The sequence below is a fragment of the Nocardia sp. NPDC057455 genome (genome assembly GCF_042802775.1).
In the GTDB taxonomy this organism is placed as follows: Bacteria; Actinomycetota; Actinomycetes; order Mycobacteriales; family Mycobacteriaceae; genus Nocardia.
The window spans coordinates 46,609-70,416 of sequence record NZ_JBHVDM010000027.1; the positions used below are offsets into that span (position 1 = coordinate 46,609).

Sequence of the window (23,808 nt, forward strand, 5' to 3'; positions counted from 1 at the left end):
TTGGACCGGCTGGATTTCGGCGGAAACGGCGAAACTGGTAGCGAACGGGCACACGCTGGGTCTGGGGTAGCACCCGACTTGTCGGGTGCGTTCCCGTTGTCTCCCGCTCAGCTGGGCATCTGGTACGCGCAGCACGTGGACCCGCAGGTGCCGGTCACCATCGCGCAATACGTCGACCTGCACGGTGAGCTGGATGTCGATGTGCTCGAGCGCGCCAGCATCGACGCCTCGCACGAGCTGGGTTCGGGCTTCCTCCGGATTGTCGAGCGCGACGGCGAGCCGTTGCAGTTCATCGATCACTCCATCGCCGAGTACGACAAGGTCGTTTACGTCGACCTGCGCGGCGAGGCCGATCCGGCCGCCGCGGCGATGGCGTGGATGCGCGCCGAATACAGCCGCCCGCTCGACCTGACCAGCGACCGGCTGATCATGGTCGCGGCGCTGCGACTGGCCGACGACCACTGGTACTGGTACTCCCGCGCCCACCACATCGCGCTCGACGGCTTCGGCGCGATGACCAACCTGAATCGCATCGCCGAGCTCTACACCGCTTACGTCGGCGGAACCGAACCCGCCGCGTCCAAGGCGACCGACCTGCACACCCTTTACGAGCAGGAGATCGCCTATCGCGAAAGCTCCCGCTTCGTCTCCGACAAGGAGTACTGGGCGCAGCGGGTGGCCGGCCTGGAAGAGGGCACCAGCCTGACCGGCCGGTCCGCCCCGCCCGCCGCGATCAACGGCATCGTGAGCGCGGCGCTGTCGGACGAGCAGAACACCCTGCTGGACGCGGCCGTCGCCCGGCACGATTCCTCGCCCGCCGGTCTGCTGCTCGCGGGCTTCGCCGCCTACCTGGCGCAGTGGAACGGCGTCGAGGACGTCATCCTCAGCCTGCCGGTGACCGCGCGCACCACAGCGGCGATGCGCCGCTCGGGTGGTGTGTCGTCGAACATCGTGCCGCTGCGACTGCACGTGGGTCACGACACCACGGTGTCGGAGCTGCTCAAGCAGGTCCAGGTCGAGGTGTCCGGCGCACTGCGCCACCAGCGCTACCGGCACGAGGACATCCGCCGTGACGCGGCCGGTGACGGCGTGGTGACCACCGAGTTCTTCGGGCCGTGGGTCAACATCATGCTGTTCGGTGACGAGCTGGTGATGGGCCCGATGGTCGGGCAGCTCAGCGTGCTGTCCACCGGCAGCATCGAGGATCTGGGCGTCAACTTCTACCAGTCTGTCGCGGGCACCCGCTCGCACATCGACTTCGAGACCAACCCGAATCTCTACTCCGAGGACGAGGCGCGCCGCCACCACGGCCGCTTCCTGGAGTTCTTCGACCGCTTCCTCGCCGCCGAGGTGGACGAGACGGTGTGGGGCCTTCCGGTCGCCACCGCCGACGAACGCGAGCGGACGCTGCTGGAGTGGAACGACTCCGAGCAGGACGTCCCGGAGACCACGCTCGCGGCGCTGCTGGACGCGCAGATGGCGCTGACCCCGGACAACATCGCGCTCGACTTCGAGGGCGCGACGCTGGCCCACCCGTCGCCCGACCACCACCCCTCATCGAGTCGCTCCGCGACGCTGACGTATCGGGAGTTCGACGCGCGGGTCAACCGGCTGGCCCGCTTCCTGATCGCCGACGGCGTCGGCCCGGAGTCGCTGGTCGCGCTGGGCATGCGCCGCTCGCTGGAGCTGGTGATCGGCATGCACGCGGTGCTGAAGGCCGGTGGCGCGTACGTGCCGATCGATCCGGATCATCCGGCCGAGCGCACCGCCTACATCCTCGACAGCGCCGCGCCGGTGTGCGTGCTGACGCACTCGGCCGACGAGCTGGAGCTGCCGGAATCGGTGCGCCGGGTGGAGATCGACACCCTGGACACCTCGGCGTACTCGCCCGCACCGGTCACCGACGCCGAGCGCCTCGCGCCGCTGCGGCCGGACAACACCGCCTACGTCATCTACACCTCGGGTTCGACCGGTCGCCCCAAGGGCGTGGCGGTCACCCACCACGCGATCGTCAACCAGCAGCTGTGGATGCTCGACGAGTATCGGCTGAGCGCGGCGGATGTGTACCTGCAGAAGACCGCGACCACGTTCGACGTGTCACTGTGGGGCTACTTCCTGCCGCTGCTGGTGGGCGCGAAGCTGGTCATCGCGTCGCCGGACGGGCACCGCGACCCGCTGTACGTGGCGGAGATGATCTCCCGGCACGGGGTCACCGTGACCGACTTCGTCCCGTCCATGCTCACGGTGTTCGTCGCGCACGCCACGCGGGCCCAGTGCGCCACGCTGCGCGCGGTTTTCGTGATCGGCGAGGCCCTGCCGCCGGAGACCGCCGCGGGTTTCCGCGCGATCACCGACGCGGGGCTGCACAACCTGTACGGCCCGACCGAGGCGGCGGTCTCGGTGACCTACTGGGAGGCCACGGCCGCCGACACGGTGACCGTGCCGATCGGTATCCCGGAGTGGAACGTCCAGGTCTACGTGCTGGATTCGCGGCTGCGTCCGGCCGCGATCGGCGCGCCGGGTGAGCTGTATTTGGGCGGGCGCCAGCTCGCCCGCGGCTACCGCGGCAGGCCCGACCTGACGTCGGACCGCTTCGTCGCCAACCCGTTGTCGAGCACGGGTGAGCGGATGTACCGCACCGGTGACCTGGTGCGCTGGAACGAAGCGGGCACGCTGGAATACATCGGGCGCACCGACTTCCAGGTGAAGTTCCGCGGCCAGCGCATCGAGCTGGGCGAGATCGAGACCGATCTGCTCGCCCATCCCGCGGTCAGCCAGGCCGTGGTGCTGGTGGTGGACACCGCCACCGGTCAGCAGTTGGTGGCCTACGTCGTCCCGGCCCCCGGCCACACCGTGGAGCCGGTGGAGCTGACCAGGTTCGCCGCCGAGAAGCTGCCCAGCTACATGGTGCCCGCATCGATCATGGTGCTGGACGCCTTCCCGCTCAACACCAGCGGCAAGTTGGACCGCAAGGCCCTGCCGGAGCCGGTGTTCAGCGCCGACGCCGGGGATTTCCGCGCGCCGCGCACCCAGGCCGAGCAGATCGTGGCGGGCATCTTCGCCGACGTGCTCAGTCAGGAGCGCATCGGCATCGACGACAACTTCTTCGATCTGGGCGGCAACTCGCTGGTCGCCACCCAGGTGGTGGCGCGCATCGGCGCCGCGTTCGGCACCCAGATCGGGGTGCGCGCGCTGTTCGAGACCCCGACCGTCGCAGGCATCGCCGCCCGCGCGGAGAACGCCGCCCCCGTGGGCGAATCGCGTCCGCCGCTGGTAGCCCAGCAGCTTCCCGAGCGGGTGCCCTTGTCGCTGGCGCAGCAGCGCATGTGGTTCATCAACCAGTTCGACCCCACCGTGCCGACCTACAACCTGCCGTTCGTGGTGCGGTTGCGCGGCCAGGTGGACCTGGCGGCGCTGCAGTCGGCGCTGCTGGACGTGGTGCAGCGGCAGCAGTCGCTGCGCACGATCTTCCCCGAGTCCGGCGACGGCGGTTACCAGCAGGTGCTTCCGGTCGACGAGGTCGAACTCGGCATCGAGGTGCAGCCGATCGACGAGGCCGAACTGCACGGCGCGCTGGCCGAATTCGCCGCGCGCGGCTTCGACGTCTCGCGCGAGCTGCCGATCCGGGTGCGGGTGTTCGCGGTCACCGGCGGCCGTGGCAACGGCGCCGCAGACTACGCGGTGGCGTTCGTCGTGCACCACATCGCAGCCGACGGCTTCTCCTTCGGCCCGCTGGCCCGCGACGTGGGCGCCGCCTACCTCTCGCGCACCGCGGGCGAGGCCCCGAGCTGGGCGCCGCTTCCGGTGCAGTACCAGGACTTCAGCGTCTGGCAGCGCGAACTGCTCGGCGCGGAGTCCGACCCCGCGTCCATGGCGGCACGCGAGATCGCTTACTGGCGCAGGGCTCTCGCGGGCCTACCGGATCAGCTGGACCTGCCCGCGGACCGGCCGCGCCCGCCGGTGCAGAGCTTCCATGGCAGCCGGGTGAGCTTCGACATCGACGCCGAGTTGCACCGGCGTCTGGTCGCGCTGGCCCGCGCACAGGGCGTCAGCTTGTTCATGGTCATGCACGCCTCGCTGGCCGTGCTGCTGGCCCGGTTGTCCGGCACCGGTGACATCGCGATCGGCACGCCGGTCGCCGGCCGTGGCGAGCAGGCGCTCGACGACCTGATCGGCATGTTCGTCAACACCCTCGTGCTGCGGTCGGAGGTGGACGGCAGCGAGCCGTTCGCCGAATTCCTCGGCCGCACCAGGGAAACCGACCTGGCCGCGTTCGCGTTCGCGGACGTGCCGTTCGAGCGTCTGGTGGAGGTGCTCAACCCGACCCGCTCGCAGGCGCGCCACCCGCTGTTCCAGGTGATGCTGTCGTTCCAGGAGATGTCGCACGCGACTCTGGAACTGCCCGGTCTCTCGGTCACCGCCGATGAGCTCGAGGTCGACATCGCCAAGTTCGACCTGCAGTGGACGGTCACCGAGGAGCGCGGCGCGGACGGCGAGCCCGCCGGCATGGGCGCGGTCATCTCCTTCGCCACCGACCTGTTCGACGCGTCCACCGTCGCCGAGTTCGGCCGCCGCTACCAGCGCGTGCTGGAAGCCGCCGTCGCCGCGCCGGAAACCGCCGTGCGCGATATCGAGATCCTCGACGACGCCGAGCGCGCCCGGGTGCTGACCGAGTGGAACCACACCGGTCACGACGTGCCCGCCGCCACCGTGCTCGAGCTGTTCTCCGAGCAGGTGCGGGGCAGGCCGGACGACCCCGCCGTGCTGTTCGACGGCGGCTCACGCGGCGCGGAGCAATTCGGCCCGCCGGTCGAGCTGACCTACGCCGAGTTCGCCGGCCGGGTGAATCGCCTGGCACGCAAGCTGATCGACGCGGGGGTCGGCCCGGAAACACTGGTCGCGGTCGGCATCCGCCGGTCGGTGGACATGCTGGTGGCGATCTACGCCACGCTGACCGCGGGCGGCGGCTACGTGCCGATCGATCCCGACCACCCGGCCGAGCGCACCGAATACGTGCTCGACAGCTCTTCGCCGGTGTGCGTGCTCACCACCACGACCGACAACGTCACCGCCGCCGACATCCCGGTGCTGACGCTGGACACGCTGGACCTGAGCGGATTCGGTGACGGACCCGTCACCGACGCCGAGCGTCGCGCGCCGCTGCGCGCCACCAATACCGCGTACGTGCTTTACACCTCCGGCTCCACCGGCCGCCCCAAGGGCGTCGCGGTCAGCCACGCGTCGGTGGTCAACCAGATCGCCTGGATCACCGGCGAATACCGGATCGGCCCCGCCGACGTGATCCTGCAGAAGACGCCGGTCACGTTCGACGTGTCGGTGTGGGAGCTGTTCGGCACGCTGGCCGTCGGCGCCCGCATGCTGATCGCCGCGCCCGACGGCCACCGCGATCCGATCTACCTGTCGGAGATCATCGGACGCCACCGGGTCACCATGACCTCGTTCGTGCCGTCCATGCTCTCGGTGTTCGCCGGGGCCGCCTCCACGGCCGAATGCGCTTCGCTGCGCGCGGTTCTCGTCGCCGGTGAGGCGCTGCCGCCCACGACCGTCACCGCGTTCCGGCAGTTCTCCACCGCCGCGCTGCACAACCTGTACGGCCCGACCGAGTTCACCGTGCACGCCACCGCCTGGCACCTCAACGAGGTCGCGCCCACTACGGTGCCGATCGGCCGCCCGGTGTGGAACGCGCAGACCTACGTGCTGGACGGCGGCCTCGCGCCGGTCCCGGTCGGCGTGCCCGGCGAGCTTTACCTCGGCGGCGTGCAGACCGCCCGCGGCTACCACGGCCGCCCCGACCTGTCCGCCGAACGCTTCGTCGCCGACCCGTTCGGTGCGCCCGGCTCCCGCCTGTATCGCACCGGCGACATGGTGCGCTGGGTGCAGCCGCGTGATCCCGAGGTGGGCAGCGCGGGCGTGCTGGAATATATCGGCCGCACCGACTTCCAGGTGAAGTTCCGGGGCCAGCGCATCGAGCTCGGCGAGATCGAGACCGCCCTGCTGGATCACCCGGCCGTCAACCAGGCCGTCGTGCTGGTGATGGACACCGTCGCGGGCGACCAGTTGGTCGCTTATGTGGTCAGCACCGGTGGCCCGGTCGACATCGACAACATCAAGAACGCCCTGCACCGCACGCTGCCCGCGTACATGGTGCCCTCGGCGATCATGGTGCTCGAGGCGTTCCCGCTGAACGCTTCCGGCAAGCTGGACCGCAAGGCGCTGCCCGCCCCGGTGTTCGAGGTGCGCGAATTCCGCGCTCCGACCACGCCGATCGAGGAGATCGTCGCGCAGATCTTCGGTGAGGTGCTCGGCATCTCCCGCGTCGGCGTGGACGACGACTTCTTCGAACTGGGCGGCAACTCGCTGATCGCCACCCAGGTCGCCTCCCGTCTGGGCATCGCGCTGGACACCAGGGTGCCGGTGCGCATGCTGTTCGAGGCGTCCACCGTCGCGGCGCTGGCCGCGCGGGTGGAGTCGCACGCCGGTGACGGCGCGCGTAAGGCGCTGGTCGCCCGGCAGCGTCCGGAGCAGGTGCCGTTGTCGCTGGCGCAGCAGCGCATGTGGTTCTTGAACCGGTTCGACACCTCCTCGGCGGTCAACAACATCCCGGTCGCGATCCGGTTGTCCGGCGATCTGGACATCGCCGCGTTGCAGGTCGCGGTCATCGACGTGATCGACCGGCACGAGTCGCTGCGGACGGTGTTCCCGGAGACCAAGACCGGTCCGGTGCAGGTGGTGCTGGACGCCGCGCAGATCGTGCCGGACCTGACCCCGGTGCCGGTGACCGAGCACAACCTGATCGATCACCTGGTCGAGCTGGCCTCGATGGCGTTCGACGTGACCAGCGAAGTGCCGTTGCACGCCCGGCTGTACGAGATCAGCGAGACCGAGTACGTGCTCGGCATGGTGGTGCATCACATCTCGGCCGACGGCTGGTCGATGGGCCCGCTGGCCCGCGACGTCATGGTGGCCTACGCCGCCCGCACGTCGTGGGAGGCGCCCGCGTGGTCGGCGCTGCCGGTGCAGTACGCCGACTACGCGCTGTGGCAGCGCGAGGTGCTCGGCGCCGAGGACGACCCCAGTTCGCTGATCTCCAACCAGATTCGCTACTGGACGCGCGAACTGGCCGATCTGCCCGACGAATTGGTGCTGCCCTCGGATCGGCCGCGCCCGGCCGTCGCCTCCTACCGCGGCGGCACCTATCCGTTCGTGATCTCCGGCGAGACCCAGCGCGCCCTGATCGAGCTGGGCCGCAGGCACAACGCGTCGTTGTTCATGGTGCTGCACAGCGCCCTGGCGGTGTTGCTGGCTCGGGCCAGCGGCACCGGCGACATCGCGATCGGCACCCCGGTCGCCGGTCGCGGCGAGGCCGCGCTGGACGACCTGATCGGCATGTTCGTCAACACCCTCGTGCTGCGCACCGAGGTGGACGGCGCGACGAGCTTCGCCGACCTGCTCGCCCACGCCCGCGAAACCGACCTGCACGCGTTCGCGCACGCCGACGTGCCGTTCGAGCGGCTGGTCGAGGTGCTCAACCCGGCCCGTTCGCAGGCGCGGCACCCGCTGTTCCAGGTGATGCTGACCTTCCAGAACACCCGGCAGGCGAGCTTGGAGCTGCCCGGTCTCTCGGTCAACGGCATCGACTACGACGCCCGGCTGGCCAAATTCGACCTGCAGCTGACCCTCTCGGAGACCCAGGACGAACAGGGCGAGTCGGCGGGCATGTCGGCCGAGTTCTCCTACGCGCTGGATCTTTTCGACGAGCCGACCGTCGCGGCGTTCGCCCGCCGTCTGGACCGCATCCTCGCGGCCGTGACCGCCGACCCGGATGTGCGGGTCGGCGATATCGATCTGCTCGCGTCCGAGGAACGCGCGCGGGTGCTGGTGGACTGGAACGACACCGGGCACCCGGTGGACCAGCACGCGACGCTGGTCTCGCTGTTCGACGCGCAGGCGGCGGCCACGCCCGACGCCATCGCGCTGGACTTCGAAGGCGAGCGGCTGACCTACCGTCAGTTGCAGGAGCGGGCCAACCGGATCGCCCGGCAGCTCATCGGCGCGGGCGTGGGCCCGGGATCGCTGGTGGCGCTGGCGCTGCGGCGTTCGACCGAGCTGGTCGTCGCGATGTACGCGGTGGTGCAGACCGGCGCGGCCTATGTGCCGCTGGATCCGGATCAGCCCGCCGACCGGGTCAACTACATCATCGAGACGGCGCGTCCGCGGATGATCCTCTACCGGTCGGCGGACGGTTTCGGCCTCGAACCGCAGCCGGAGGTGACCGCGCTGTCGGTGGAGGGCATCGAGGGCGTGCCCGGGTTCGCCGCGACCAGCGGCGCACCGATCACCGATGCCGAGCGCACGCGCCCGCTGCGGCCGGAGAGCATCGCGTACGTGATCTTCACCTCGGGTTCCACCGGTCGCCCGAAGGGTGTGGCGGTCAGCCACGCCGCGATCGTCAACCGGCTGCTGTGGATGCAGCACGAGTACCCGATCGGCCGCGAGGACGCGGTGCTGCAGAAGACGCCCGCCACCTTCGACGTGTCGGTGTGGGAGTTCTTCTGGCCGTTGCAGACCGGGGCCAGGCTGGTGGTCGCGAAGCCGGACGGGCACCGCGACCCGGTGTACCTGTCCCGGATCATCGCCGACAAGCAGATCACCACGGCGCATTTCGTGCCGTCCATGCTCTCGGTCTTCGTCTCCACGCTGGGCAACGAGAACGGCGACGGGCTGCCCGTGCCGCGGCTGCGGCAGGTCTTCGCCTCCGGTGAGGCGCTGCCCGCGCAGACGGCACAGCGTTTGCGCGAGCTGACCGGAGCCCGGCTGCACAACCTGTACGGCCCGACCGAGGCCGCCGTCGACGTGACCTACCACGAGGCGACCGAAGCCGACACGGTGTCGGTGCCGATCGGACGCCCGGTGTGGAACACCCGCGTCTTCGTGCTCGACAGCCGCCTGCACCCGGTCGCGCCGGGTGTCGCGGGTGAGCTGTATCTCGCGGGCGAGCAGTTGGCGCTCGGCTACCTCGGTCGCTCCGACCTGACCGCCGACCGGTTCGTGGCCAACCCCTACGGCGCCCCGGGCGACCGGATGTACCGCACCGGCGACTTGGTGGCCTGGACTCCCGGCGGCGAGCTGGACTATCTGGGCCGCACCGACTTCCAGGTGAAGCTGCGCGGCCTGCGCATCGAGCTGGGCGAGATCGAGGCCGCGCTGCTGGCGCAGCCGGGGATCGCGCAGTCGGTGGTCGTGCTGCGCTCCGACGCGCACGCCGGCGATCAGCTGGTGGGCTACCTGGTCTGCGAACCGTATGTGGCCGTCGACATCGACGAGGTGAAGGCCGCGCTCGCCACGGCACTGCCGGGCTACATGATCCCGGCCGCGCTGGTCGTGCTGGACGCGTTCCCGGTCAACGCCTCCGGCAAGCTGGATCGCAGGGCGCTGCCCGCGCCGGTGTTCGAGGCCAGGGTCTTCCGCGCGCCCTCGACGCCGATCGAGGAGATCGTGGCGGAGATCTTCGCCGACCTGCTCGGCGTGCCGCGCGTCGGCGTGGACGACGACTTCTTCGAGCTCGGCGGCAACTCGCTGGTGGCCACGCAGGTGGTCGCCCGTCTGAGCGCGGCGCTGAACACCGAGGTCGGCGTGCGCGTGCTGTTCGAGGCCCCGACCGTGGCCACGCTGGCCGCACGGGTCGAGTCGCACGCCGGAAGCGGTGCCCGCCAGGCGCTCACGGCACAGGTGCGTCCCGAGCACCCGCCGCTGTCGCTCGCGCAGCAGCGCATGTGGTTCCTCAACCGCTTCGACATCGGGAGCGCAGCGACCACATCGGGCGCAGCCTCCGCCACCTACAACATCCCGGCCGCGGTGCGGCTGGAAGGCGCGCTCGATCTGGACGCGCTGCGCGGTGCGATCGCCGACGTGGTCGCGCGGCACGAATCGCTGCGCACGATCTACCCGTCGCGTGACGGCGTCGCCTATCAGCGAGTGCTGAACGCCGCCAGGGCCATTCCCGAGCTGGACGTGGTCGAGGTGGCCGAGGGCCGATTGCTCGGCGTTCTCTACGAATTCGTCGAGCGTGGCTTCGACGTGACCAGCCAGGCGCCGGTGCGCCTGCGCGCCTACCGGCTCGGTCCGGACGACTACGTGCTCGTCGTCGTGGTGCACCACATCGCGGCCGACGGCTTCTCCATGCGGCCGCTGGTGCGCGACCTGATGACCGCCTACGTGGCGCGTACCTCCGCGGCCCAGCCGGGCTGGCCGCCGCTGGCCGTCCAGTACGTGGACTTCGCGCTGTGGCAGCGCGACACGCTCGGCTCCGAGGACGACCCGACGTCGCTGATCTCCGAGCAGCTCGACTACTGGCGCGACGCGCTGGCCGGTCTGCCCGACGAACTGCGCCTGGCCGGCCGCCCGCGGCCCGCTGTCGCCTCCTACGGCGCGGGCACCTACCGGTTCCGTGTGCCCGGCGAGTTGATCGAGGACCTGAACCGGGTCGCGCAGACGCACGGCAGCACGCTGTTCATGGTGGTGCACAGCGCCTTCGCCGCCCTGCTCGCGCGGTTGAGCGGCTCCGACGACATCGCCGTCGGCATCCCGGTCGCCGGTCGCGGTGAGCAGGCGCTCGACGATCTGGTCGGCATGTTCGTCAACACCCTGGTGCTGCGCGCTCAGGTGGACACCGCCGAGTCGTTCGCCGACCTGCTCAGCCGGGTCCGCGAGCGCGACCTACAGGCGTTCGCCCACGCCGACGTGCCGTTCGAGCGGTTGGTGGAGGTGCTCAACCCGGCCCGCTCGCAGGCGCGCCACCCGCTGTTCCAGGTGATGCTGTCGTTCCAGAACCTCGGCCGCACCGCGCTGGAGCTGCCCGGACTCACCGTCTCCGAACTGGGCATCGACCAGCCGACGGCGAAGTTCGACCTCCAGCTCACGCTCAGCGAGGTCCCCGGCGGCGAGGCGGCGATGGACGCCGAACTCGTCTACGCCACCGATCTGTTCGACGGCCTGTTCGCCGGTACGTTCGCCGAGCGTTTCGTGCGCGTGCTGCGCGGGGTCGCGGCCGAGCCGTCGATCACGGTCGGCGACATCGATCTACTGGACGACGCCGAGCGGTCCTTGGTGATCGAGCGGTGGAACGCCACCGAGTTCCCGGTCGACGCCGCGCTCACCTCGCCGGTCGGCGATGCCGCCGCGACCCTGGTCTCGCTGTTCGAGGCACAGGTCGCGCGCACCCCGGACAGTCCGGCGGTGACGTTCGAGGGGACGAGTCTGTCCTACGCCGAGTTCGCCCGCCGGGTGCACCGGTTGGCGCGCTGGCTGAAGGTCAACGGTGTCGGGCCGGAATCGTATGTGGCGCTGGGCATGCGCCGCTCGATCGACCTGGTGGTCGGCATGTACGCGGTGAACGCCGCGGGCGGCGCGTACGTGCCGCTGGACCCGGACCATCCGGCCGAGCGCATCGACTACATCCTCGAGACCGCGCGCCCGGTGTGCGTGCTGACCTCCGGTTCGGACCTGGAGACCACCGTCTCCCGGCAGGTGCGCATCGATCAGCTCGACCTGTCGGAGTTCTCCGACGGCCCGCTGACCGACGCCGACCGGCACAAGCCGCTGCGCCCGGCCAACACCGCGTACGTGATCTTCACCTCCGGTTCGACCGGACGTCCGAAGGGTGTGGCGGTCTCGCATGCCGCGATCGTCAACCGCCTGGTGTGGATGCACGCCGAGTACGGGTTGGCGGCCTACGACGTGGTGTTGCAGAAGACGCCCGCGACGTTCGACGTGTCGGTGTGGGAGTTCTTCTGGCCGTTGCAGGTCGGCGCCCGTCTGGTGGTGGCGAAGCCGGACGGTCATCGCGATCCGGCGTACCTGGCGCGCCTGATCGTCGACGAGCAGGTCACCACGGTGCACTTCGTGCCGTCGATGCTGTCGGTGTTCGTGGCCGAGGAACGCGCGGCCGAATGCACCAGCCTGCGTAACGTCTTCGCCTCCGGCGAGGCGCTGCCCGCGGTGACCGCGCAGAAGCTGCGCGAGCTGACCGGTGCGCGCCTGCACAACCTGTACGGTCCGACCGAGGCCGCGGTGGACGTCACCTTCCACGAGGTGACCGAGGACGACACGGTGTCGGTGCCGATCGGCGCTCCGGTGTTCAACACGCAGGTGTACGTGCTGGATTCGCGGCTGCGGCCGGTTCCGGTCGGCGTGCCCGGTGAGCTGTACCTCGCGGGCGCGCAGCTGGCGCACGGCTATGTGGGCCGCCCCGACCTGACCACCGAGCGTTTCGTGGCCAGCCCGTTCGGCGATGCCGAGCGGATGTACCGCACCGGCGACCTGGTGGCCTGGACCGAAGCCGGTGAGCTGGAGTACTTGGGCCGCACCGATTTCCAGGTGAAGGTGCGCGGTCTGCGCATCGAGCTGGGAGAGATCGAGTCGGCGCTCACGGCGCTGGAATCGGTGGCGCAGGCGGTCGTCGTGGTGCGCACGGACGAGCGCACCGGTGACCAGCTGGTCGCGTACCTGGTGACGGACCCGGACCGGGTGGTGGACGTCGAGTCGGTCAAGGCCGAGCTCGGCGCGCGACTGCCCGGGTACATGGTGCCCACGGCCTACGTGGTGCTCGACGAGTTCCCGCTGAACGCCTCCGGCAAGCTGGACCGCAAGGCGCTGCCGGACCCGGTCTTCGAGGCCAAGGTGTTCCGCGCGCCCGCGACGCCGGTGCAGGAGATCGTGGCCGAGACCTTCGCCGAGGTACTCGGTGTGCAGCGGGTCGGCCTGGACGACGACTTCTTCGAACTCGGCGGCAACTCGCTGGTCGCCACGCAGGTGGCGGCGCGGCTGGGCGAGGCGCTGAACACGCAGGTTCCGGTGCGCGCGCTGTTCGAGGCGTCCACCGTGATCGCGCTGGCGGCGAAGGTGGAATCGGCCGCGGGAGAAGGCGGCCGGACGCCGCTGGTCGCGCAGAAGCGCCCCGAGCTGGTGCCGCTCTCGCTCGCCCAGCAGCGGATGTGGTTCCTCAACCGGTTCGACAACCGCACCGCGGTGAACAACATCCCGGTCGCGCTGCGGCTGACCGGTGAGCTGGACGTGGCCGCGCTGGGTGCGGCGATCAACGACGTGCTCGCGCGGCACGAGGCGCTGCGCACGATCTACCCGGAGGTGGAGGGCACCGGCTATCAGCGTGTCCTGCCGGTGCGCGAGGTCGCCTTCGACCTGGTCGCCGAACCGGTGGGGGCGGCCGAGCTGCCCGCGCGGATCGTCGAGCTGGCGAGCGCCGGCTTCGACGTGACCGCCGAGATCGGTTTCCGGGCGACCCTGCTCGCGCTGTCGGCGACCGACCACGTGGCGGTGCTGGTCATGCACCACATCAGCGCGGACGGCTTCTCGCTGCGGCCGCTGCTGCGCGATGTCGTGCTCGCCTACACCGAGCGTGCTCGCGGCGAGGTGCCGTCCTGGGCTCCGCTCGAGGTGCAGTACGCCGACTACGCGCTGTGGCAGCGTGCGGTGCTCGGCAGCGAAACCGATGCGGACTCGGTGGCGGCCCGCCAGATCGCCTACTGGACCGAGCAGCTGCGTGACCTGCCCGACCAGATCGAACTGCCCGCCGACCGGCCGCGGCCGGAGAGTGCCTCCAATGCCGGTGGCACGCACGACTTCTCGGTCGACGCGCAGGTGCACGAGGCGCTGTCGGAACTGGCGCGCGCCCGCGGCGTGACGCTGTTCATGGTCGTGCACGCCGCGCTGGCCGTGTGGGCGGGCCGGCTGTCGGGCAGCACCGATGTCGCGATCGGCACCCCGATCGCGGGCCGCGGCGAGCGTGCGCTCGACGACGTCGTCGGCATGTTCGTCAACACGCTGGTGCTGCGCAGCGAAGTCGACCCGGGCGCTCGCTTCGATGAGCTGCTCGACCAGGTGCGCCGCACCGATCTGGCCGCCTTCGCCAACGCCGACGTGCCGTTCGAGCGGCTGGTCGATGTGCTCAGCCCCGTGCGCTCGCAGGCGCACCACCCGCTGTTCCAGGTGGCGCTGACCTTCGAGGCCGCCTCGGCGGCCGATCTCGGCACCGTCGCGTTGCCCGGCGGCCTCGATGTCGCAGCCGTCGACTTCGACCCGGGCACCGCGAAATTCGACGTGCAGCTCACCGTCGGCGAGTCCGCCGAGGGCGGGCTGACGCTGTCGTGGAACTACGCCACCGAACTGTTCGACCCGGAGACGGTGGCCGCGTTCGCCGATCGTCTCGTGCGCGTCCTGCGCGGTGTCGCCGAGGATCCGCGGGTCGCCATCGGCGACATCGATCTGCTCGGCGAGGGCGAGCGGCTGGACGTCTCGCAGCGCTGGGTGTCCTCCGGCGCCGAGAGCGTCGCGGGCGCGTTCGCCGATCCGGAGATCACACTGGTCGGGTTGTTCGACGCGGCCGTCGCCGCGCACCCGAACCGGATCGCGGCCCGCTTCGGCGTGGAGACGCTGACCTACGCCGAGCTGGACCGGCGCGCGAATGTGCTGGCGCGCAGGCTGATCAGCGACGGCGCGGGACCGGAGACCTTGGTCGCGGTGATCCTGCCGCGTTCGCTGGACCTCGTGGTCGCGCTGCTGGCCGTGGTGAAGACCGGCGCTGGCTACGTGCCGGTCGACCCGACCTACCCCGCCGAGCGCATCGCCTACGTGCTCGCCGATTCCCGGCCCACCAGCGTGGTGCTCGACTCCACGGTGCAGGTCGAGGTGCCCGCCGGGCTGCCCGCCGTCGTGCTGGACGGGTTCGCGGTGGAGACCGGCAACATCGAGGACGCCGACGACGCGCCGATCACCGACGCCGATCGCAATTCCGCGCTCACGCCGGACAACGTCGCGTACGTGATCTACACCTCCGGCTCCACCGGCCGCCCGAAGGGCGTCGCGGTCGCGCACCGCAACGTGGTGCGGCTGTTCGCGAACACCGACCGCGACTTCGGTTTCGGCCCCGAGGACACCTGGACGCTGTTCCACAGCTACGCGTTCGACTTCTCGGTGTGGGAGCTGTGGGGTCCGCTGCTGTTCGGCGGCACCCTCGTGGTGGTCGACTACTACACCTCGCGCTCGCCCGAGCAGTTCCTGGAACTGCTGCGCGCCGAACGCGTCACGGTGCTCAACCAGACCCCGTCGGCGTTCTACCAACTGGCCGAGGCCGACCGGAACGCCGCGCCCGACGCCGCGCCGCTGGCGCTGCGCTACGTGGTGTTCGGTGGCGAGGCGCTGGAACTGCGCAGGCTGTCGGACTGGGTGGCGCGCCACGGTGACGGCACCGGTGCTACATCCACTACCGCGCCGCTGCTGGTCAACATGTACGGCATCACCGAGACCACGGTGCACGTGTCCTACCGCGCGCTGGACGCCGCGACCATCGCCGCCGCCTCCGGCAGCGTGGTCGGCCGCGCTATCGCCGGGCTGCGGGTGTACGTGCTCGACGACCGGCTGCGCCCGGTGCCGGTCGGCGTCGCGGGCGAGATGTACGTAGCGGGCCCGCAACTGGCGCGCGGCTACCTCGGCCGACCCGACCTGTCGGCGACCCGTTTCGTCGCAGATCCGATGGGCGACGCGCCGGGCGGGCGCCTGTATCGCTCCGGCGACCTGGCGCGCTGGAACCGGTTCGGCGAGCTCGAGTACCTGGGCCGCGCCGACGACCAGGTGAAGGTGCGCGGTTTCCGCATCGAGCTCGGCGAGATCGAATCGGCGATCCTCGCTCAGCCCGGCATCGCCCAGGCCGCGGTCATCGTGCGCGAGGACCAGCCCGGCGATCAGCGGATCGTCGCCTACGTGGTGTCCGAGCCCGGCGCCGAGCCGGTGCTCGACGCGGTGCGCGACGGCGCGGCCGCGCAACTGCCCGCCTACATGGTGCCTTCGGCCGTGGTGCGGCTGGAGTGGATCCCGCTGACCGTCAACGGGAAGCTGGACCGCCGTGCGCTGCCCGCCCCGGCGGCGCAATCGCGCGCCTTCCGCGCGCCGGTCACTCCGGTGCAGGAAACCGTGGCGGCGGTGTTCGCCGACGTGCTCGGCCTGGAGCGGGTCGGCGTGGACGACGACTTCTTCGACCTCGGCGGTAACTCGCTGATCGCGACCAGGGTGGTCGCCCGCATCGGCGCCGCGCTCGGCACGAGCGTCGCGGTGCGCACCCTGTTCGAGGCCTCCACCGTCGAAGCGCTTGCCGCGCGGGTGGAATCACACGCCGACGGCGCCGCACGGGCGCGGCTGGTCGCGCGCGAGCGCGCGGCCGGTGAACTGGTGCCGCTGTCGTTCGCGCAGCAGCGCATGTGGTTCCTGAACAAGTACGACACCGCCTCGGCGGCCTACAACCTGCCGATCGCCATCCGGCTCACCGGCGCGCTGGACGTCGAGGCGCTGGACTTGGCGGTGGCCGACGTGGTGCGCAGGCACGAATCGCTGCGCACCCGCTACCCCGAGCACGGCGGCACCCCGGTCCAGGTGATCGTGCCCGCCGAGGACATCGTCCTGGATCTGCACCCCGTGGCGGTGGACCCGGCCCGGCTGATCGAGACGGTGACCGAGTTCGTCACCACCGGATTCGACGTGGCCGAAGAGGTTCCGTTGCGCACCCGGCTGTACGCGTCCGGCCCGGACGAGCACGTGCTCGTGGTAGTGGTGCACCACATCGCCGCCGACGGCTTCTCGATGGGCCCGCTGACCCGCGACGTGATGGCCGCCTACACCGCGCGCAGCACCGGCAGCGCACCCGGCTGGGCGCCACTGGCGGTGCAGTACGCCGACTTCGCGGTGTGGCAGCGCGAGATCCTCGGGTCCGAGGAGGATCCGGACTCGCTGCTGGCGAAGCAGGTCGCGTACTGGCGGCGCGCGCTCGACGACGTCCCCGACGAGCTGGCCCTGCCCACCGATCGCCCGCGCCCGGCCGTCGCCTCACATCGCGGCGCGACACTGCACCGCGAGCTGTCCGGCGAGCTGGTCGCCGCGCTGGAGGAGGTCGCGCGGCAGCGCGGCGCGTCGCTGTTCATGGTGATGCACGGTGCGCTGGCGGTGCTGCTGTCGCGGCTGTCCGGCAGCGACGACGTCGCGGTCGGTACCCCGATCGCGGGCCGCGGCGAGGCCGCGCTCGACCACCTGGTCGGCATGTTCGTCAACACGCTGGTGCTGCGCACCGGTATCGAGCCGGGCGAGTCGTTCGCCGGTCTGCTCGACCGCGTGCGCCGCACCGACCTGGACGCCTACGGCAACGCCGACGTGCCGTTCGAGCGGCTGGTGGAACTGCTCGCGCCGGAGCGCTCGCAGGCCCGCAACCCGCTGTTCCAGGTGATGCTGGCGTTCCAGAACCTGGAGCGCACCACCCTGGAGCTGCCGGGTCTTTCGGTGTCCGCACTGGATCTGGAAGAGAACGTCGCGCGCTTCGACCTGCAGTTCACCCTCGCCGAGCGCGGTGAAACCGGTTCGGGCGCAATGGCTTTGGCGCTCACCTACGCCACCGAGTTGTTCGACGAGCCCACCGCGGCGGCCATCGTGGACCGCTGGGAGCGCGTGCTCGCCGCGGTGGCGGCCGACGCGTCGGTCACCGTCGGCGCGATCGACGTGCTCGACGCCGCCGAGCGAGCCGACCTGATCGCCCGCACCGGCGCGCCCGCCACCCCCGCGCGGACGTTGCCGGACCTGATCGCCGAGGCCGCGGCCATCGATCCCGAGGCGCCCGCCGTGGTGTTCCAGGGGAGAAGTGTCTCCTACGGCGAGCTGGACGCGCGGTCGAACCGCCTGGCCCGCTTGCTGATCGAGCGTGGCATCGGCACCGAGGACCTGGTGGCGGTCGCCGTGCCGCGCTCGGACGAGTCGTACTTCGCCGAGTGGGCGGTGTCGAAGTCCGGCGGCGCGTTCGTGCCGATCGACCCGACCTATCCGGCCGACCGCATCGCGCACATGGTCACCGACTCGGGCTCCCCGATCGGTCTGACCGTCGCGTCGGTGCGCGCCGAACTGCCGGAGTCGGTCGAGTGGCTGGTGCTCGACGAGCTGGATCTCGACGGGTTCGACGACGCCGCGGTCACCGACGCCGACCGGGTGCGCCCGGTGCGGCCGGAGCATCCCGCGTACGTCATCTACACCTCCGGTTCCACCGGTGTGCCCAAGGGCGTCGTGGTCACCCACGCCGGTCTGGCCAACTTCCGGGATGAGCAGAACGCCCGCTACGACGTCGATTCCGACACGCGCGCACTGCATTTCGCCTCGCCCAGCTTCGATGCCTCGATCCTGGAATTCCTGCTGGCGATCGGCCGCGGCGGTGCCCTGGTGGTCTGCCCGCCCGGCGTCTACGGCGGCGAGGAGCTGTCCGAGCTGATTCGCGCCGAGCGGGTCACGCACGCGTTCATCACCCCGTCGGTGCTGGCCTCGCTGGATTCGGCCGCGCTGGCCGGCATGCGGGTGATCGTGGCCGGTGGTGAAGCCGTGCCCGCCGATCTGGTCGCCAAGTGGGGTGGCGCGCCCGACGGTTCGGGCCGCCGCTTCCACAACGGCTACGGCCCGACCGAGACCACGATCATGACCAACATCAGCGACGCGCTCGCGCCGGGCGACCGGGTCACCATCGGTGGCCCGACCCGCGGCATGCAGTCGCTGATCCTGGATGCCCAGCTGCGGCCCGTTCCGGTGGGTGTCGCGGGTGAGCTGTATCTGTCGGGCGTCCAGCTGGCGCGTGGCTACCACGCGCGGCCGGGGCTGTCGGCGGAGCGGTTCGTCGCCAATCCGTCGGTGCCCGGTGCGCGGATGTACCGCACCGGCGACGTGGTCCGCTGGACCCGCACCGGCGAGGTGGAGTATGTCGGCCGCTCCGACTTCCAGGTCAAGGTGCGCGGCTTCCGCATCGAGCTCGGCGAGATCGACGCCGCGCTGGCCTCGCACGAGAGCGTCGACTTCGCCGTCACCGTCGGCCACAAGAGCGCCGCGGGCGCGGTGTCGCTGGTGTCCTACGTCGTCGCCGCGCAAGGACATTCGGTCGACGTCGCGGCGTTGACCGCGCACGTCGAGGATCGCCTGCCCGCCTACATGGTGCCCTCGTCGATCATGGTGATCGACCACGTGCCGCTCACCCCGGTGGGCAAGCTGGATCGCAAGGCGCTGCCGGAGCCGGTGTTCGCGACCGAGGTCGTGTTCCGCGCGGCGCGCACCCCGGTCGAGCAGACCATCGCGGAAGTGTTCGCCGAGGTGCTGGGCGTGGAGCGAGTCGGCGTGGACGACTCCTTCTTCGCCCTGGGTGGCGACAGCATCGTCTCCATCCAGCTGGTCTCGCGGGCCAAGGCGCGCGGTGTGGTGTTCACCCCGCGGCACGTTTTCGAGCAGCGCACCGTGGCCGGGCTGGCTTCGGTCGCCGAGACCACCGAGGCGGCCGAGGCGTCGGCCACCACCCTGGCCGAGCCGCCCGGCGGCGGCATCGGCGCGATGCCGTTGACGCCGGTGGTCCGGTTCATGGCCGAGCGCCGCGGCTCGTTCGGCCGGTTCAACCAGACGTTGGCGCTGGAACTGCCGGCCGGCATCGACCGGGCGGGCATCGCCGCGACGGTCGGCGCGGTCATCGATCGGCACGACATGCTGCGCGCGAGCCTGCGCCGCGACGGCGACGACTGGGTCGTCGAGACCGCCGCGCCGGGCACGGTCGAGGTGGACGCGCTGATCGACCGCACCGAGTTCGCCGCGAACGCCACCGATGCCGAACTGGTCGAGATCGCCTCGGCCGCCCTGGACGAGTCGCTGGACCGGCTCGATCCCGCGGCGGGCGTGGTCATCCGGTTCGTTTGGCTGGAACCCGATTCCGCCGAACGCGCCGGACGCCTGATCGTCGTCGCCCATCACCTGGTGGTGGACGGCGTCTCCTGGCGCATCCTGGTGCCGGATTTCGTGACGGCCTGGGGTCAGCGGACCGCGGGGCAGACGCCCGAGCTGGTCGCTCCGGCTACGTCGATGCGCGCTTGGGCGCACGCGCTCGAGCGCGAGGCCGGTAGTCCCGAGCGGGTGGCCGAGCTCGACTACTGGCGTTCGGTCGTGGGCACGGCGGATCCGCTGCTGACCGAGCGTCCGATGGATCCCGCCCTCGACACCTCGGGCGTCATCGAGAAGCATCAGGTCGAGGTGTCCGCCGAAGTCACCAAGGCCCTGCTCACCACGGTTCCGGCGCTGTTCCACGGCGGTGTGAACGACGGCCTGCTCACCGCGCTGGCGCTGGCCACCGCGAAGTGGCGGGCGCGGCGGGTGGCCGCCCGAGGCGAGGATTCGCTGCTGATCCGCCTGGAGGGTCACGGCCGCGAGGAAGACGTGGTGGCGGGTGCGGATCTGTCGCGCACCGTCGGCTGGTTCACCGCGATCTACCCGGTCCGGTTCGACCTGGCCGGCATCGACGTCGACGCCGCGTTCACCGGCGGACCCGCGTTGGGCGCGGCCGTCAAGGCGGTCAAGGAGCAGTTGCTCTCGGTGCCGGACAAGGGCATCGGCTACGGTCTGCTGCGCTACCTCAACGCCGAGACCGCCGCCGAACTGCCGCGGGAGCTGCCCGGCCAGGTGAGCTTCAACTACCTCGGCCGGATCTCCGAGGGTGACGTGCCCGAGTCGCTGCGCGGCTTCGGCTGGATCCCCGCACCCGAACTCGGCGCGCTGGGCGGCGCCTACGACGCGGACATGCCCGCGATGGCGCCGCTGGACGTGAACGCGATCGTGGTCGGCGACAAGCTGACCGCCAACATCGGCTACCCGGCGACCCTGCTGTCGGCCGCCGACGTGCGCGAGTTCGGCGAGCTGTGGACCGCCGCGCTGGAAGCGGTGGCGCGCCATGCCGATTCGGCGGGCGCGGGCGGGCACACTCCGTCGGACTTCGCGCTGGTGAGCAGTCCACGGGGTGGTCTGGGGCGGGGGATCACCCAGCGCGATATCGACACCTGGGAGCGGCGCTTCCCTGCGCTGGCCGACGTCTGGCCGCTCTCGGCGCTGCAAGCCGGTCTGCTGTTCCATGCCCGCCTCGCGGCGAGCTCGGTGGACGTGTACACCGCCCAGGCGGTGCTGACGCTCACCGGCCGGGTGGACGCCGCCCGGTTGCGCGCGGCCGCACAGGCCTTGGTGGACCGCTACGAGAACCTGCGCACCGCGTTCGTCAGCGACCACGACGGCAACCCGGTGCAGATCGTGCTGGGCAGCGTGCGCGTCGCGTGGGCCGAGCACGACCGGATCGAATCCGGCTCGGCCGAGGACCTGATCGAGGCCGACCGCATGCGCCGGTTCGATCTGGCCGCACCGCCGCTGATCCGCTTCACGCTGATCCGCCTCGCGCCCGACCGCTGGCAGTTCGTGGTGTCCAACCACCACATCCTGCTCGACGGCTGGTCGATGCCGCTGCTCATGCGCGATCTGCTGATGCTCTACGCCGTGCACGCGGATACCGCCGCGCTGCCCGCGGTGCGCTCCTACCGGCACTTCCTGGACTGGACCCGGCAACAGGACCATGCGGCGTCGCTGGCCGCGTGGGCGCACGCGCTGCGCGGCGTCGGCGAGCCGACCCTGCTGGCGCGGCCGGACGCCGGTCGCGAGATCACCTCGCTGTCGGGCGAGTACTTCTTCGAGCTGGACGAGGCGACCACCGCGCGGCTGACCGCGCTGGCCGGCTCGCTCGGCGTCACCCCGAACACCGTGCTGCAAACGGCGTGGGGCGTGCTCGTCGGCCGGATGACCAGCCGCGACGACGTGCTGTTCGGTACCACCGTCTCCGGTCGTCCCGCGCAGCTGTCCGGCGTGGAGGCGATGGTCGGTCTGTTCATCAACACCGTGCCGGTGCGGGTGCGCTTCGACTCCTCGGAGTCCGTGCGTGAGCTGCTGGTCCGCACCCAGGGCGAGCAGGCCGACCTGCTCGACCACCACTACGTGGGCTTGGCCGACATCCAGGCGGTCGCGGGCATCGGCGGACTGTTCGACACGCTCGTGGTGTTCGAGTCCTACCCGGTCGACGCGGCGGGCTTGCAGGCGCAGGCCGCGGACATCGACGGCATGGCCGTGGTCGGCCTGGACGCGGCCGACGCCACGCACTACCCGCTCACCCTGATCGCGCAACTGGATTCGCGCCTGCGAGTGCGCGCGGGCTACCTGCGCGACCTGTTCGACGAGCAGACGGTGCGCCGCATCGCCGACCGCCTGATCCGGGTGCTCACCGCGATCACCGCCGCGCCCGACGCGGTGGTCGGCGACATCGAGCTGCTCGACACCGCCGAGCGCGAACTCGTGGTGCGCGGCTGGAACGACACCGGATTCGATGTGGCCGCGGCTTTGTCGGGTGGCTCCGCGGGCTCCGCTCCCGGCGCGACCCTGGTGTCCATGTTCTACGACCAGGTGGAACGCACCCCCGACGCGACCGCGATCACGTTCGAGGGGACAAGTCTGTCTTACGCCGAGTTCTCCTGGCGGGTGAACCAGCTGGCGCGCTGGCTGATCGCGCGCGGCGTCGGCGCGGAATCGTATGTGGCACTGGGTATGCGGCGCTCGATCGATCTGGTGGTCGGCATGTACGCCGTCGCCGTTGCCGGTGGCTCGTACGTGCCGCTGGACCCGGACCATCCGGCCGAGCGCACGGAATACATCCTCGGCACGGCCGATCCGGTGTGCGTGCTGACCTCCGGTAGCGATCTGGACATCGACACCGCGCAGGTGCGGATCGATTTGCTCGACCTGAAGGGCCTGTCGGAGGCGCCGGTCACCGACGCCGATCGGCGTGCGCCGCTGCGTGGGTCGAACACCGCCTATGTGATCTTCACGTCGGGTTCGACGGGTCGTCCGAAGGGTGTGGCGGTGTCGCATGCGGCGATCGTCAACCGTTTGGTGTGGATGCAGACCGCCTATCAGCTGACTTCTGCTGATGTGGTGTTGCAGAAGACTCCGGCGACGTTCGATGTGTCGGTGTGGGAGTTCTTCTGGCCGTTGCAGGTCGGTGCCCGGCTGGTGGTGGCGAAGCCGGACGGTCACCGTGATCCGGCCTACCTGGCCGAGGTGATCAGCGCGGAGCGCGTGAGCGTCACCCATTTCGTGCCGTCGATGCTGGCGGTGTTCGTCGCGGATGTGGCTGCCGGGCAATGCGATTCGCTGCGGTTGGTGTTCGCTTCGGGTGAGGCGCTGCCGCCGAAGCCGGCGCATCGTTTGCGTGAGTTGACCGGTGCGGCGCTGCACAACTTGTACGGCCCTACCGAGGCGGCGGTCGACGTCACCTTCCACGAGGTGGTCGACGCTGATACCGAGACGGTGCCGATCGGTGCTCCGGTGTTCAACACGCAGGTGTTCGTGTTGGATGCGCGGTTGCGTCCGGTGCCGGTGGGTGTCGCGGGTGAGCTCTACCTCGCGGGTGTCCAGCTGGCGCGGGGCTACGTCGCGCGTGCGGATCTGACCAGCGATCGTTTCGTGGCCAACCCCTACGGCGAGCCTGGTGCGCGGATGTATCGCACGGGTGACTTGGTGGCGTGGACCGAGCACGGTGAGCTGGAGTATCTGGGCCGCACGGACTTCCAGGTGAAGTTGCGTGGTCTGCGTATCGAGTTGGGTGAGATCGAGTCGGCGCTGACCGGTTTGGAGGAGGTCGCGCAGTCGGTCGTGGTCGTGCGCTCGGACGCGCACGCGGGCGACCAGCTCGTCGCATACGTCATCCCAGCGCCGGACGCCGCTCTGGACACCGACCTGGTCCGTGAGGACCTGGGACGGCAGCTGCCCGCGTACATGGTGCCGTCGGTCGTGATCGTGCTGGAGGAGTTCCCGCTCAACGCCTCGGGCAAGCTGGACCGCAAGGCCCTGCCCGCGCCG

1 protein-coding gene (only partly in view) is annotated in these 23,808 nt (G+C 70.7%); it reads left to right on the forward strand.

Annotation, left to right across the window (positions count from 1 at the left end; all coding sequences use genetic code 11):
• Window positions 1-23,808, forward strand: part of the annotated coding region (locus ACFU5M_RS13880) for a non-ribosomal peptide synthase/polyketide synthase (protein ID WP_379048760.1) (this coding region is incomplete at its 3' end). 11,741 nt of the annotated region lie beyond the right edge of the window; 23,808 of its 35,549 annotated nt are in view.